Source organism: Rhizobium bangladeshense, assembly GCF_001662075.1.
In the GTDB taxonomy this organism is placed as follows: domain Bacteria; phylum Pseudomonadota; class Alphaproteobacteria; order Rhizobiales; family Rhizobiaceae; genus Rhizobium; species Rhizobium bangladeshense_B.
The window spans coordinates 230720-243553 of the sequence record NZ_LYPL01000004.1 but is presented as its reverse complement, the minus strand read 5'-3'; the positions used below and the strand labels follow the sequence as shown (position 1 = coordinate 243553).

13 protein-coding genes, 2 pseudogenes and 1 riboswitch are annotated in these 12834 nt (G+C 58.2%); of the genes and pseudogenes, 8 read left to right on the top strand and 7 right to left on the bottom strand.

Annotated elements, in window-relative coordinates; translation table 11 throughout:
* Positions 1-49: 49 nt before the first annotated feature.
* The 6 genes and pseudogenes from nifE to A7X77_RS11025 form a co-directional block, all read left to right on the top strand.
* A complete protein-coding gene (gene nifE, locus A7X77_RS11045; protein ID WP_064682959.1) occupies positions 50-1495 on the top strand; it encodes a nitrogenase iron-molybdenum cofactor biosynthesis protein NifE in 1446 nt (481 codons plus the stop codon).
* 10 nt (positions 1496-1505) lie between these two features.
* Positions 1506-2840 carry a nitrogenase iron-molybdenum cofactor biosynthesis protein NifN gene (nifN, locus tag A7X77_RS11040; protein ID WP_064682958.1) on the top strand — a complete coding sequence of 445 codons (1335 nt, stop codon included), beginning with the start codon at positions 1506-1508 and terminating at the stop codon, positions 2838-2840.
* Between the two features lie 204 nt (positions 2841-3044).
* The gene (gene trxA, locus A7X77_RS11035; protein WP_064682957.1) at positions 3045-3404 is read left to right on the top strand and encodes a thioredoxin; all 360 of its coding nucleotides are present in this window, start codon (positions 3045-3047) and stop codon (positions 3402-3404) included.
* Between the two features lie 119 nt (positions 3405-3523).
* On the top strand, positions 3524-3664 hold the full coding sequence (locus A7X77_RS33055) for a hypothetical protein (protein ID WP_156665870.1): 141 nt from the start codon (positions 3524-3526) through the stop codon (positions 3662-3664).
* Positions 3665-3786: 122 nt separating this feature from the next.
* Positions 3787-4152: a hypothetical protein gene (locus tag A7X77_RS11030; RefSeq protein ID WP_064682956.1), complete on the top strand. Its 366-nt coding sequence runs from the start codon at positions 3787-3789 to the stop codon at positions 4150-4152.
* Positions 4153-4243: 91 nt separating this feature from the next.
* Positions 4244-5178: pseudogene (locus tag A7X77_RS11025) on the top strand (IS481 family transposase); the annotation flags it as partial.
* A 301-nt stretch (positions 5179-5479) separates the two neighbouring features.
* On the opposite strand, the gene A7X77_RS11020 reads toward A7X77_RS11025, so the two are convergent.
* From A7X77_RS11020 to A7X77_RS32200, 7 genes and pseudogenes are all read right to left on the bottom strand, one after another.
* Positions 5480-6253: a thiazole synthase gene (locus tag A7X77_RS11020; protein ID WP_064682955.1), complete on the bottom strand. Its 774-nt coding sequence runs from the start codon at positions 6251-6253 to the stop codon at positions 5480-5482.
* A gap of 1 nt (position 6254) precedes the next feature.
* The gene (gene thiS, locus A7X77_RS11015; protein ID WP_064682954.1) at positions 6255-6452 is read right to left on the bottom strand and encodes a sulfur carrier protein ThiS; all 198 of its coding nucleotides are present in this window, start codon (positions 6450-6452) and stop codon (positions 6255-6257) included.
* On the bottom strand, positions 6449-7435 hold the full coding sequence (thiO, locus tag A7X77_RS11010; RefSeq protein ID WP_170255917.1) for a glycine oxidase ThiO: 987 nt from the start codon (positions 7433-7435) through the stop codon (positions 6449-6451). Before thiO ends, thiS begins: the two co-directional genes overlap by 4 nt.
* 2 nt (positions 7436-7437) lie before the next feature.
* Positions 7438-9261, bottom strand: a complete 1824-nt coding sequence (gene thiC / locus A7X77_RS11005; protein WP_064682952.1) for a phosphomethylpyrimidine synthase ThiC — start codon at positions 9259-9261, stop codon at positions 7438-7440.
* Between the two features lie 92 nt (positions 9262-9353).
* A riboswitch (TPP riboswitch) is annotated at positions 9354-9465 on the bottom strand.
* 628 nt (positions 9466-10093) lie between these two features.
* Entirely contained in the window at positions 10094-10750 is a 657-nt protein-coding gene (locus A7X77_RS11000; RefSeq protein ID WP_064682951.1) for a hypothetical protein, read from the bottom strand.
* A gap of 456 nt (positions 10751-11206) precedes the next feature.
* Complete coding sequence (locus tag A7X77_RS33915) at positions 11207-11557, bottom strand: hypothetical protein (protein WP_245293738.1); 351 nt, start codon at positions 11555-11557, stop codon at positions 11207-11209.
* Positions 11558-11862: 305 nt separating this feature from the next.
* Positions 11863-11994 (bottom strand): annotated as a pseudogene (locus A7X77_RS32200) (Lrp/AsnC ligand binding domain-containing protein); the annotation flags it as partial.
* Positions 11995-12091: 97 nt separating this feature from the next.
* Between A7X77_RS32200 and A7X77_RS34395 the strand changes: the two are divergent.
* Together A7X77_RS34395 and tnpB are read left to right on the top strand one after the other, a co-directional pair.
* Positions 12092-12310 carry a helix-turn-helix domain-containing protein gene (locus tag A7X77_RS34395; protein ID WP_156665869.1) on the top strand — a complete coding sequence of 73 codons (219 nt, stop codon included), beginning with the start codon at positions 12092-12094 and terminating at the stop codon, positions 12308-12310.
* Between the two features lie 145 nt (positions 12311-12455).
* Positions 12456-12803, top strand: a complete 348-nt coding sequence (tnpB, locus tag A7X77_RS10985) for an IS66 family insertion sequence element accessory protein TnpB (protein ID WP_064682949.1) — start codon at positions 12456-12458, stop codon at positions 12801-12803.
* Positions 12804-12834 lie beyond the last annotated feature (31 nt).

Genomic DNA, 12834 nt, shown 5'->3' with positions numbered 1-12834 from the left:
CTTGGCCGGCGCAGGCCGGCCATCCGCCGCTGCATTGGAAGGTTGCGCGATGTCATCGACCGAGAAACAAATGCGAGATGCCACCGACGAGATATTCCGCAGTAAGGAAACCAAGCGGGTATGTCACGAGGCGCCGCAGCAGGGACCAGCAGCCGGTGGTGGCTGTGCCTTTGACGGTGCTAAGGTCGTGCTGCAGCCGATCACTGATGTCGCGCATCTCGTTCACGCGCCGCTCGCGTGCGAGGGCAACTCCTGGGACAACCGGGGAGCCGCGTCGTCAGGTCCAGTTCTTTGGCGCACAAGTTTCACCACTGATCTTACCGAACTCGAGATAGTGACGGGAGATAGTGAGCGAAAGCTTCTCAAGGCTATCCGGGAGATCAAGGAGGGGTATGCGCCGGCGGCAATCTTCGTCTACGGAACATGTGGCACGGAGCTGATCGGTGACGACATCGCTGCGGTCTGCAGGCACGCAGCGCAGAAGTTCGCAATACCAGTGGTGCCGGTGAAGTCGCCAGGCTTCGGCGGTTCGAAGAACCTCGGTAACCGGCTCGCCGGCGAGGCTCTGCTCGAGCACGTCATAGGCACGGTGGAGGCCGATGATTCAGGTCCATACGACATTAATATACTCGGCGAATTCAACCTCTCGGGGGAATTCTGGTTGGTGAAACCGCTTTTGGACCGACTTGGTATCCGTGTCCGCGCCTGCATTCCCGGCGACGCGCGCTTCGTGCAGGTGGCTTCCGCCCACCGCTCGCGTGCAGCTATGATGGTTTGCTCCACTGCTCTCATCAATCTTGCTCGCAAAATGGAAGAACGCTGGAACATTCCATTCTTCGAAGGCTCCTTCTACGGCATTTCCAGCACCTCTGAATCGCTGCGGCGGATCGCCCAACTGCTCGTAAAGAAAGGCGCAGGTTTCGCGTTGCTCCAACACGTCGAGGCTCTCTTAGCAGAAGAGGAGGAGAGGGCATGGAAAAAGCTGGAAGTGTATCGGCGCAGGCTTGAGGGGAAGCGCGTTCATCTGAACACCGGCGGGGTAAAATCCTGGTCCATCGTGCACGCACTGATCGAAATCGGCATGGAAATTGTCGGTACATCCGTCAGGAAATCGACGGCCAGGGACAAGGAGAGAATCAAGCAGATGCTTAAGGACGAAAACCACCTTCACCAATCGATGGCAGCGAGCGAGCTCTATGCGATGTTACGTGAACACAAGCCTGACATCATGCTGTCGGGCGGACGCACTCAGTTTGTCGCGCTTGAAGCGAAGATTCCCTGGCTCGATGTCAATCAGGAGCGCCAGCATGCTTACGCCGGCTACGAAGGCATGGTGGAGCTGGCACGCCAGATTGATTTGGCAATCCACAACCCCGTCTGGGCGCAGTTGCGCGAACCAGCGCCGTGGAAGCAATTCGTTACCACTGCGAGACCGGCGGAAGGATCGGTATTTATATCGAGGTCCGCCGCCGAGGCCGCAAGTGGCTTCCATTGAGGTAACAACTATGGCCCGTATTCTAACTCAAACAAAAGCGACAGCGGTTAACCCTCTAAAGTCGTCTCAACCAATGGGCGCTGCCATGGCCTTTTTGGGCATCGATGGCGCACTGCCAATCCTTCATGGCAGCCAGGGATGTACCAGTTTCGCGCTTGTGCTGCTCGTGAGGCATTTCAAGCATATGGTCCCGCTGCAGACTACTGCAATGGACCAGATGGCGACGGTGGTGGGCGGCGCCGAGTTTCTCGAGAAAGCTCTCGTTAAGCTAAAAGCTCGCACGTGGCCGCGGCTGATCGGGATCTGCACCACCGCCGTGGCGGAAACTCGCGACGAAGATATCGCGGGTGATATCATCAACGCGAAAGGCGCGCGCCCGAGAAAGCTCATTGATACTGAAGTGGTCCTCGCACGCACTCCCGACTTTGCAGGGGCGGTGGAGGAGGGGTGGTCGAAGGCCGTTACGGCTACGATCGAGGCAATCACCCGGCCCGGGACACAGGATCGCGATCCGGCGAAGGTCGTCATCCTGCCGGGCTCGAACATCACAGTTGCCGATGTAGAGCATTTGCGGGAAACGGTCGAGAGCTTCGGCTTAACACCCCTCATTTTGCCTGACGTGTCCGGCGGGCCTGAAGAAGCTGTCCGCGATCGATGGATTCCGATCGCACGCGGTGGCGCGAAGGTAGAGCTTATCCGCGATCTCGGGGCGGCAACACTGTGCATCGCCATCGGCGAACAGATGCGCCGACCGGCTGAAGCATTGCAGGGTCTAACTGGATTGCCATACGTGATGTTCGGATCTCTCACGGGCCTGAACAACGCCGACCGTTTCGCCTGGCTCCTTGCAGCGATTTTGTGCGACAACGCGCCAACGGCTGTCCGTCGTGGCCGCATGCAGCTGCAGGAGGCGATGCTCAGTGGGAATTTTCATTTTGCAGGGAAGAAGGTCGCCATCGGCTCCGAACCGGACCAGCTCTTGCAGTTCGCGCAATTCTTTATCGGCATGGGGGCGGTCATTACAGCTGCGGTCACCACGACCGGGCACTCAAAGGCGCTGCAAATAGTACCAACCGATACGGTCAAGGTCGGTGATCTTGGTGACTTGGAAGAACTCGCCGTAGACGCTGATCTACTCGTCACGCACTCCCACGGCCGACAGGCCGCAGAACGCCTCGCAGTTCCTCTGATGCGAGTTGGTTTTCCTGTCTTCGACCGCATAGGCAGCCAGCATAAACTGAACATCCTTTATCGAGGAACTCGCGATATGATCTTCGAAGTCGCCAATATAATTCCAGGGACCCATGATCTGCCTCCCGCTCGCGCACCTCCAGAACCGTACTAATGAGGTGAATATCGCCGGACCCTTTCATCCGAGGCTTACCCATCCTCGTATCGAGGGTCACCGGGCCGTGAGCAGCCACTCGGAATCGAAGAAAAAGGAGGTCGCACGCTAAGAAACATTACCACACCCGAACCGGTTCGTGACTCGGTTTAAAGCGTGGCATCACATCTGGTTCAACACTTAATTCCGCTAAAGGAGCAGGCCGTGGCTACCGTGAAAGTCGATATCAATAACTTCCAGTCGGAAGTTCTGGAATCCGCAGAACCCGTCGTCGTCGATTTCTGGGCCGAATGGTGCGGCCCGTGCAAGATGATTGCTCCGAGCCTCGAAGAAATCGCTATCGAGATGGAAGGCAAGGTCAAGGTCGCCAAGCTGAACATCGATGAGAACCCGCAACTTGCCGCACAGTTCTGTGTGCGCTCCATTCCGACCCTTGCAATGTTCAAGGATGGGAAAGTCGTCGGTACTTGCAAGGGAGCCATGCCGAAATCCTACACAAGCGGAGCCCCCGGCCGACCGAGGTTTGCCGGGGGTCCGACTTCTAGGAAAGTCGAGCCGACATGAGCAAGACAACGAGCAAGTTTTCACCTGAAGTCCGCGAGCGCGATCCGCTGCTGCAGGTCGGGAGGCGGGGTAACCGCATTGCTTCGAGCTCATGAAGGAACATTATCTATGACGGGAAAGTGCGGAACTGGCAAATCGCCGAGAATGTCGTCAAGTTCCAAAAGGGAGTGGACGTGCTCGCCGGCATCAGCGACGAGGATGTCGATGTCGGAGCGGCGCCGAAGACGTATCATGCTTCACGCACGGCCAAGGCTTTCTGAGCTCGAGGCGATCTGGAGATTAAAGATGTCCAAAAACTGAACCTAAGCGTTTCGTTGGCGATCTGGGGAAAGACGTCACCCTTCAGGCATACATCATCAGTGAAGCACGAAGGAGTTTCATCATGCCGTTGACCAAGACGAACACCAACAACGCAATCCGGCGAAGAACTATCCCGAACAGTGGGCAGCGGAATGACTGTAAGGCTGTCATTGCACAAATCACTTTCGCCGATCTAGGACGTGGGGCTGGCACATTGCATACCGTGGGCGTTGCCCGCGTCGACATGCAGGGACGAACCGCAGCGGGTGATGCGAACATCCAAGTCCAGATGTGTGGAGGTACGGTCGCTGCTGCAATGATCTTCAATTCCGTGCAACAGACGACGGATCCCGCCAATCAAAGGGGAGCGGCCAACGGCACCATCTCGGTGCTCAATCAAAGCATGGATAGCGGCACGGTTTGGAATTTAACAGGAACGCTTCCATGACAGTCTAGATGTGAGCTTTCAGGAGGTTGCCATTCGGAGCGGATTTAGGAGACTGGAGTTACCACACAACAGTTTTCCAGGATCGCTCCGAATGGACATCCACAAGAATGCCCGACTGACACCTGTGCGTCGAGCGGAAATGGCCTGCGCGGTTGTCGATTGGCGGTTGTCCCAAGCCCAGGCCGCCCGTGTTTACGGCGTCTCGTCGAAGATCGTTTGCGCTTGGTCGAGCGTTACAAGGCCGGTGGCGGTGGTGCGATGGTCGATCGCTCGTCGCGGCCGAACATCATCCCAAGACAGACGGATCAAGCCTTGGCAGAGCGGATCGTCACGCTGCGCCGGCAACGCCGGACCGGGAAGCATATCGCGGTGGAAACTGCCGTGTCGCCCGCCACCGTCAGCCGCGTTCTCAAACGCGCGGGCCTGTCGCGGATAAAGGACCTGGCGCCGGCAGAACCGGTCGTGCGCTATGAATATGCCCAGCCCGGCGGCTTGATTCACCTCGACATCAAGCGCCTCGGCCGCTTCGACCGTGTCGGCCACCGCATCACCGGCGACAGGACCGGCCAGAGCAACTCGCGCGGCGTCGGCTGGGAATACGTCCATGTCTGCATCGACGATGCCTCCCGTATCGCCTTCACCGACATCTTCCCAGACGAAAAAGCCGTCAGCGCGGTTGCCTTCCTCAAGGCTGCAGTCGCCTAGTACAACAGCCTCGGCATCACCGTCACGCGGGTGATGAGCGACAACGGCTCCTGCTACAAGGCCAAGGATTTCGCCAAGCCTGCAAAGTGCTCGATCTCATGCATATCCGCACCAAACCCTACACGCCGAAGACCAACGGCAAGGCAGAGCGCTTCATCCAGACGGCCTTGCCCCAATGGCCTACGCCTGCGCCTGCACCGAAAATCGCATCTGCCCAACTGGACCCGTATGTACAATTGGCATCGCCCTCACGGCAGTCTAAATTCAAAAACGCCCATCAGTCGCCTTGCCCTTAACCGGGACAACCTGCTGAGGCTCCACATTTGGCGACGATCATCTGGTCGATCCCATTCGGCTCCGCAAGAACCTTCAGGCTTGCTAGACTATTTTGTATTGCTCGTCAGATCGCCTCCCATCAGTATTTGTCCATATTGAGTTTCTCTAGGCCTGTGAGCTGGCAGGACCGTCAAATGCCGGGGCTAAACACTCGGTACGTGCGACGGATTTCGGCGCATGGTTTCGTCTCCGGGCGATCCTTGACGCGCAATTGCAGTAGCTTAATGCCGAGGGGCAAAGCCAAGCTACTCGGCTTTGTCAACGATCAGGTTAAACGGATCGAGCTTCATGTGAATACCGCCTTTCCAAGCACCGGCGTGGAGGGTACGGCCATGTCGCGAGGCTCGAGAGGCACGCCGCGATGCGCGATATGACCTGCAACGACCGCAAGCGCGAAGGCCTCGGCGATGGCGGCGGGATCACCTGCACCGGCAACGGCGGTGTTGAGAAGAACGGCATCATAACCGTACTCCATGACGGCAGCAGCATGAGACGGGCGACCAATGCCGGCATCAACAATAAGCGGCACATCCGGAAAATGCGCTCGGAATGCCCGCAGCGCCATCGGGTTCACCGGTCCCATGGCAGAGCCGATTGGCGCACACCACGGCATCAGGATTTGGCAGCCGGCTTCCAGCAGCCTTTCGGCCACGACAAGGTCGTCGGTCGTATAGGGGAACACCTGAAAGCCCTCGCCGTTCAGGATGCGGGCCGCTTCGACAAGGCCAAAAACGTCAGGCTGCAGCGTATCGTGATGACCGATCACTTCGAGCTTGATCCAATCGGTATGGAAGACTTCGCGCGCCATCTTCGCCGTCAGCACGGCCTCTTGCACGCTGTGACATCCGGCCGTATTCGGCAGCACGCGCACCCCAAGCCCGCGGACCAGCTCGAAGAAGGCGCCGCCCGCTTTGCCGCCGGCAGTTTCGCGGCGAAGTGAAACGGTGACAATCTCGGTCTTTGAGCGCTTCACCGCTTCTGCAAGGACAGCTGGAGACTGATAGCGGGCTGTGCCGAGCAGCAGGCGGGAGTGGACTTCAACATCATAAAGTTTCAGCATCTCAGCCTCCTTGCATGGGTGAGAGTATTTCGATGCGGTCGCGCTCGCCGAGCCTGAATTGGGCGTGGTCCTCGCGGTGCACCAGCTCGCCGTTCACTGCGGTTGCCATCCATTCGCCTTCGCAGTCCAGAGCGAGAAGAAGATCTGCGAGCGTTGTGGCCGCGACCTCCTGTTCCTCACCATTGATGATATAGGTCATGATGCCCTCCTATCCGGTTGCTTGCCTTCTTCAAGAAGAAGCCGCGCCACCTCGCCTGCTATGGCCGGCGCCAGCAGAAAACCGTGGCGGTAGAGGCCATTGACATGGAAGGTGCGCCCCTGCTGCGTCACACGCGGCAGATTGTCGGGATAAGCTGGCCGCACGCCCGCGCCGGTTTCCGTGACCCGTGCCTCGCCGAACACAGGATTGAGCGTGTAGGCGGCATTCAGCAACTCCATTAGCGAACGCGCGGTAATCGGGCCGGTATCGTCATTTTCGATCATCGTCGCCCCGATCATGAAGCGATGTCTTTCGCGCGGCACGATATAGATGGGGTGGCGCGGATGCAGCAGGCGAACGGGACGAGAGAGCGTTGTCTCGCTCGTTTCGACGCAGAGCATCTCTCCGCGAACACCGCGCAATCCGGGCAGCTGGCCGATCTGGGCCGCCCCGGTGCAGTCGATCACGCGATCATAATGGGCAACGTCAGCATTGTGCGTGGCGCCGAGTGTCAGACGCATGCGGGCTTCCTCGAGTCCGGAGGCCAGCCCCGAGAGTGCCTGTCGCGGATCGAGATGCGCTTCATGTCGAAAGAACAGTGCCCTACGGAAACGGCCTGCGAGATCAGGTTCAAGAGCCGCGATCGCCTGCTCGTCCAGCCATTCCCATCCGCTTGTCCGGTGGGAAAAGCGGTCGAGTTCGCCGGCATCGCGCCCGGCCGCCACGACAAGTGTTCCCCGGCGATGGACATGGCCGGGCAATGCCGCCTCCCACCAATCGGCGGCAAGACGGCCGAGCGCCAGTACCGGCTCCTCTGCGCTTTCCCGTTCGCACCATGGCGCCAGCATGCCGCCGGCAAAGCCGGAAGCGCCAGCTCCGACCTTGTCGGCATGTTCAGTGACACTGACCCGGAGACCGTACCGGTAGAGCTGCCAGGCAACGGTGAGGCCGGCAACGCCGGCTCCCTTGACGAGAATGTGCATCGTCATTCTCCGGTTGGCGTTTTCGCCGCTTCGGTGATCGGCATGTAGAGATCGCCGCCATCGCGATACCTCGCGGCCATGGCTTCCAGCCCTTCTTTCTGGGCTTCGGCACGAATGTCGTGGGAAATTCGCATGGAACAGAATTTCGGGCCGCACATCGAGCAGAAATGCGCCACCTTATGGGCTTCCTTCGGCAGCGTCTCGTCGTGGAAGCTGCGGGCAGTTTCGGGGTCCAGCGAGAGGTTGAACTGATCCTCCCAGCGGAATTCGAAACGGGCACGCGAGAGCGCATCATCGCGCAGCTGTGCTGCTGGATGCCCCTTGGCGAGATCAGCCGCGTGAGCCGCTATCTTGTAGGTGATAACGCCGGTCTTGACGTCATTGCGATCGGGAAGACCGAGATGCTCCTTCGGCGTGACGTAGCAGAGCATCGCGGTGCCGAACCAGCCGATCATGGCTGCGCCTATTCCAGAGGTGATGTGATCGTAGCCTGGTGCGATATCGGTCGTCAGCGGCCCAAGCGTATAGAAAGGTGCCTCGCCGCAGACCTCGAGCTGCTTGTCCATGTTCTCCTTGATCTTGTGCATCGGCACATGGCCGGGGCCCTCGATCATAACCTGGCAGTCTTTCGCCCAGGCGATCTTGGTCAGCTCTCCCAGTGTTTCCAGTTCGGCGAATTGCGCTGCGTCGTTGGCATCGGCGATGGAGCCAGGGCGCAGGCCGTCGCCGAGCGAGAAGGAAACGTCATAGGCGCGGCAGATGTCGCAGATCTCCTCGAAATGTTCGTATAGGAAGCTTTCGCGATGATGATGGAGACACCACTTCGCCATGATCGAACCGCCGCGCGAGACGATGCCAGTAACACGATTGACAGTCAGCGGGATATAGGCGAGCCGCACGCCGGCGTGGATGGTGAAGTAGTCGACACCCTGCTCGGCCTGCTCGATCAGCGTGTCACGATAGACCTCCCAGGTCAGGTTCTCGGCAATGCCCTCGACCTTCTCCAGCGCCTGATAGAGCGGCACGGTACCGATCGGCACCGGCGAATTGCGGATGATCCATTCGCGGATGTTGTGGATGTTGCGGCCGGTGGAGAGATCCATGACCGTGTCAGCGCCCCAGCGGGTCGCCCAGACCATTTTCTCGACTTCTTCCGCCATCGACGAGGTGACAGCCGAGTTGCCGATATTGGCGTTGATCTTCACCAGGAAATTCCGGCCGATGATCATCGGCTCGGCTTCGGGATGGTTGATGTTGGCGGGGATGATTGCCCGACCCGCCGCCACTTCCTGCCGGACGAAATCCGCCGTCACATGGTCCGGAATGTGCGCGCCGAAGCTTTCGCCGTCGCGGACCATCGCATCCGCGTGCACCTTGCGGCCAAGGTTTTCGCGTATAGCGATGAACTCCATTTCCGGCGTGATGATACCAGCCCTCGCATAGGCGAACTGGGTGACGGCCTTGCCGTCCTTCGCGCACAGCGGCTGGCGTAGCGTGGGAAATTCGGGCGTCAGCCTTTCGCCGCTGGCGAAGCCGTTGTCTTCGGGACGGACATGGCGGCCCTGATACGCCACGACGTCGCCGCGGGCGAGAACCCAGTCGCGTCGCAGTGAGGGCAGCCCCTGTTCGATACGGATCTCGGCGCCCTCGATCGTATAGGGGCCGGAGGAGTCGTAGACGACGACGGGCTGCTCGCCCAATGTCGGATGCAGGCTAATTTCGCGCATCGGTACGCAAATTTCGGGATGGACTTCTCCCCGAATGTAGATTTTCTTGGATGCCGGCAAGGGGCCGGTGGTGACGGTTGGGGTGCCTGCGATATTCATGGTTTGAGGCTCCAAGTTTTCGATTGGAGACCCAGTCCTCAGCCGGAATGATGAAAAGACGCCGGCACGGATTCCACGCGTGAATCCACTGCCTTGGAGCGCTTGCACCGTCCCTACGCCAGTATGAACTGGATCAGGTTCAACGGGTCACTGCGCGCGATAGCAGTATCTCAGCCCCTTGCCGGGACCCCCCTGGTGAATGCGAAAATGGGTAGAGGGTTGCCGAGGTACTGTCAAGCGACGATCCGCGGTGGCTTGGGATGCAGGTTACACTCACGCGCGTGCCATTGTGACAGCTAGGTCACGGTCGCGAAGCATGTGACTGGTCCTGCGGCCATTCCATAAGATTGCATGCATCGTTCATTCTCCGTGCGGATCGTCATTGCCCCACCCAACCGCTCCACCTCATCTGCAGCAAGCGCTGTGGGGAAAAAATGCTGAGGAGCGTGACTCTCGCAATCGAAGTCAGATGAGCTACGCGCTCCTTTGATGTATTCGGCTGGACGGGCGGAGCCTTTCGATAGCCGCCGTGGATAGCCATGTCCTTCCAGCACCGGACTGTGCTATAATCCTGTCACGCCGATGAAGTCCTACTTCGTGCTCGGGCCACTTCGCCACTCTGAATTCATCTTTTCGATGTTAAGGTGGCGGGTGCAATCGTATTTTGGCAGGCACGGCTAAAAGACAAGGCTGTTGCGATTTCGTCGAGCCCAACTCAGATCGCTAACGATCCGTGCACCGACGCGGAGTTGCAGTGCTTGACACTGATCAAGATGACTCGCGTTCACCCGTTCTCTTTCGAAAAATGAATTGGATGGCCGTCGCACAAGCTCTATCGAGAAAGCAACCGCGGAACTGGAAAGTCTAGCACATTATCCGTGTAGCTTTCGACCACGGCGCTAAACGGCGTTCCGTCTCGAAGTTTAAGGACGGCACGATGTTCGAGCAGGAACGGCGGCAGGCTAGGGGAACTTGTTTCATGCGCTGTTAAGCCGTCCATGTCCCAGCCTTCGGATAGGGGGGACCAGAGCAACGTGGCAGACAGGTTTGTGCGAGTGAAATCAAGAGCCTGAACGGCTCTGCCAAACGCGATATCGCTGGTCTTCAAAGCCTGATTCATCTCTGCAGTTAATTTTGCGGGTACATACCAATTGTCGGCTTCCGACAAGACGCGGTCGCCGCAGACCAGGCGGACGCGGCGATAAGCGACCAGCTCACCGGGTCCGACGGTCAGAAGTTCACGGACGTGCTCGTCGGCCGGCTTGTCTTGCCCGCGGACACGCTGTGCTACGATCTTGGAACCTTCCGGCGCGAGCTTATGCGCCGCGCACCAGCGGTCAAGGGTCAACGTAGCACTGGCGTTGCTCAGGAGAGCGGCATTCAAGGTCTGGAGGACCGCAAGCGCTTCTACTCGAGATCCCGGCGTGTTCAACCACTGAGACCGCGTGGACGATCCTTGTGAAAAAGCAATCTGCGTGCCCAGCACCATGCCGACCGCTGCAAGTCCGGCGATGCGAATGCATTTCAAAGAAGATAATAACACTGAAAATGAACTCCTTTTCTGCGGCAGATTTGATGGGCGAACTGTGGGGGTCAAATTTTGTGATTTTGGTAGGCGAGCATTGCTTCCTGCAGCAAGGTTTGAACTGCGCCTTGCGTGTACCGGATAAGGGCCAGGTTATCGATTGACTGCTTACCACCTTTCGATGTTCTTAGCCTTATTGGCCTGCACCTGTGAAGCCTAGGCCCAAGCTGTCCTTCGCTTGCATCGCATCGATATCGTCGATGACAACCTCCACCCCCGCGCGCCGAGCTGTTGTTGGAGTTTGAAACCGATGGCGACTGCGTCGGCGATTTCACCCTGGAATTTGGAAACAAGACTGACTCTTAAATCGGGAACGTGGCGGCCCGTCCGAACTCTCCGAGTTCTATACACTCGTAACCCTCACCTACGGATTTTAGCGCCTTTGTCGTCCTCCTCGCTCTTTGCGAAATGTTCATGTCGTTGGATTGGATAAAAGAGGTCGCAGCCGTAAGCCCAATCCAAGAGCAATTGTTGAAAAAGGGTCTTCTTCTTCGACGCAGAGTCCTTCTGCCGGTGGTCGACGGTCGCTGCCCGCAAACGCGAGTCGGCAAGGTACTTGTCTGATTTCTTGTTGCGCTCCATGCCATCGTGCTCCTTGTGTAAACCTGCCGGCGATGATGTCGCCTGCAAGGGTTCAGCTTCATAGGAAAAAGTCTGTCCTGTTGTGATATCGGAAGCCGAGTTGCGGGACATTTGATGAAGTTGATACATAAAGCAACGTACTCGATAGGATATACTTTCTGTTATAACGCAATTATAGAATGCAATAATTCGTACTCCTGGTAAAACAGTAGGTTATAAGAATATAAGTTCGCATATATTATTGCATATATTGCACTTCCTTTCTTTGGCTGCAACCGTCAAGACCACTTTGTCGTCCACCGCTCTACGGCTGAAGCAATCAACTGCACGATATGGAGCGCCGCTTCAGTCTCCGATCGTGGAGGGAATGATCGCGGCCCAGGCATCCCGGTCAGACGAAAACGGCGCGGCAAACGGATCGCCGCCGAAGACGCCTAGAAGGGCAACCTCGCGTTCTCCTTGACTTCCTTCATCACGAAGAAAGTGCGCGTCTGGCGCACGCCCGGCAGGGCGATCAGCTTCTGGCCGTGCAGCTTGTTGAAATCGGCCATGTCACGGACGCGGAGTAACCGCCCGATTGGCACCGCCTGCCGCCTAACGTCTTGATGGCCTAAGAGACGTGTTTAACGACGTCGTTAGCGACGTGTCTTAGGCGAGATTGCGATGCGTGTTGAAATTCTTGGGCAGGAACGTCGACGGCGGTGGCGCGAAGAAGACAAGCTTGCGATTGTCATGTCGGTTGGGGTTGCTGGAGCCACGATCACAGAGGTTGCTCATCGTCACGATTTAACGCGGCAGCAGATATACGCCTGGCGTAGCGAGCTCAAAGAGAGGGGCTTTTGTCGGCATCTGCGAATGCATTGTTCATTCCAGTCGATATGAATGCCGTGCAGACCGATGTCCCTGAACTCAGGGAGAGCTGCTGCGGGATGATCGAGCTACGATTGAGCTGCGGCCGCACACTTCGCTTCGAGAGTTCGGTGGCGCCCGACATCCTGACGCAGGTTATCCGAGCGGTGGAAGCAGCATGACTGGACCTGGGACCGGCGTTCGGGTGTATCTTGCGTGCGGCATCACGGACATGCGCAAGGGGGTGGAGGGCCTTGCCGCGCTCGCGCAGGATGTTTTGCGTCAGAAGCCGACTGGCGGCGCGGTCTTTGCCTTTCGCGGTAAACGTGGCGATCGTTTGAAGCTGCTCTATTTTGATGGACAGGGCTTCTGCCTGTATTACAAGATCTTGCAGAAGGGGCGGTTTCCTTGGCCTTCTGCATCCGACGGGACTGCCCGGCTGACGTCGGCCCAACTGGCGATGTTGTGGGAAGGGATCGATTGGCGTCGTCCTGATTGGGGTGCGCCACCGGCCCGTGTCGGGTGATTTTATCCCACTGAAACCACTGGTTTTTATG

What these genes read in the sequence shown, in the direction of transcription:
- A7X77_RS11000 (WP_064682951.1), bottom strand. Translation starts at nt 10,750, where the DNA reads ATGGTGCTGGGCACGCAGATTGCTTTTTCACAAGGATCGTCCACGCGG.
- nifE (WP_064682959.1), top strand. Translation starts at nt 50, where the DNA reads ATGTCATCGACCGAGAAACAAATGCGAGATGCCACCGACGAGATATTC.
- A7X77_RS34395 (WP_156665869.1), top strand. Translation starts at nt 12,092, where the DNA reads ATGCGTGTTGAAATTCTTGGGCAGGAACGTCGACGGCGGTGGCGCGAA.
- A7X77_RS11030 (WP_064682956.1), top strand. Translation starts at nt 3,787, where the DNA reads ATGCCGTTGACCAAGACGAACACCAACAACGCAATCCGGCGAAGAACT.
- thiC (WP_064682952.1), bottom strand. Translation starts at nt 9,261, where the DNA reads ATGAATATCGCAGGCACCCCAACCGTCACCACCGGCCCCTTGCCGGCA.
- nifN (WP_064682958.1), top strand. Translation starts at nt 1,506, where the DNA reads ATGGCCCGTATTCTAACTCAAACAAAAGCGACAGCGGTTAACCCTCTA.
- thiO (WP_170255917.1), bottom strand. Translation starts at nt 7,435, where the DNA reads ATGCACATTCTCGTCAAGGGAGCCGGCGTTGCCGGCCTCACCGTTGCC.
- A7X77_RS11020 (WP_064682955.1), bottom strand. Translation starts at nt 6,253, where the DNA reads ATGCTGAAACTTTATGATGTTGAAGTCCACTCCCGCCTGCTGCTCGGC.
- thiS (WP_064682954.1), bottom strand. Translation starts at nt 6,452, where the DNA reads ATGACCTATATCATCAATGGTGAGGAACAGGAGGTCGCGGCCACAACG.
- tnpB (WP_064682949.1), top strand. Translation starts at nt 12,456, where the DNA reads ATGACTGGACCTGGGACCGGCGTTCGGGTGTATCTTGCGTGCGGCATC.
- A7X77_RS33915 (WP_245293738.1), bottom strand. Translation starts at nt 11,557, where the DNA reads ATGTATCAACTTCATCAAATGTCCCGCAACTCGGCTTCCGATATCACA.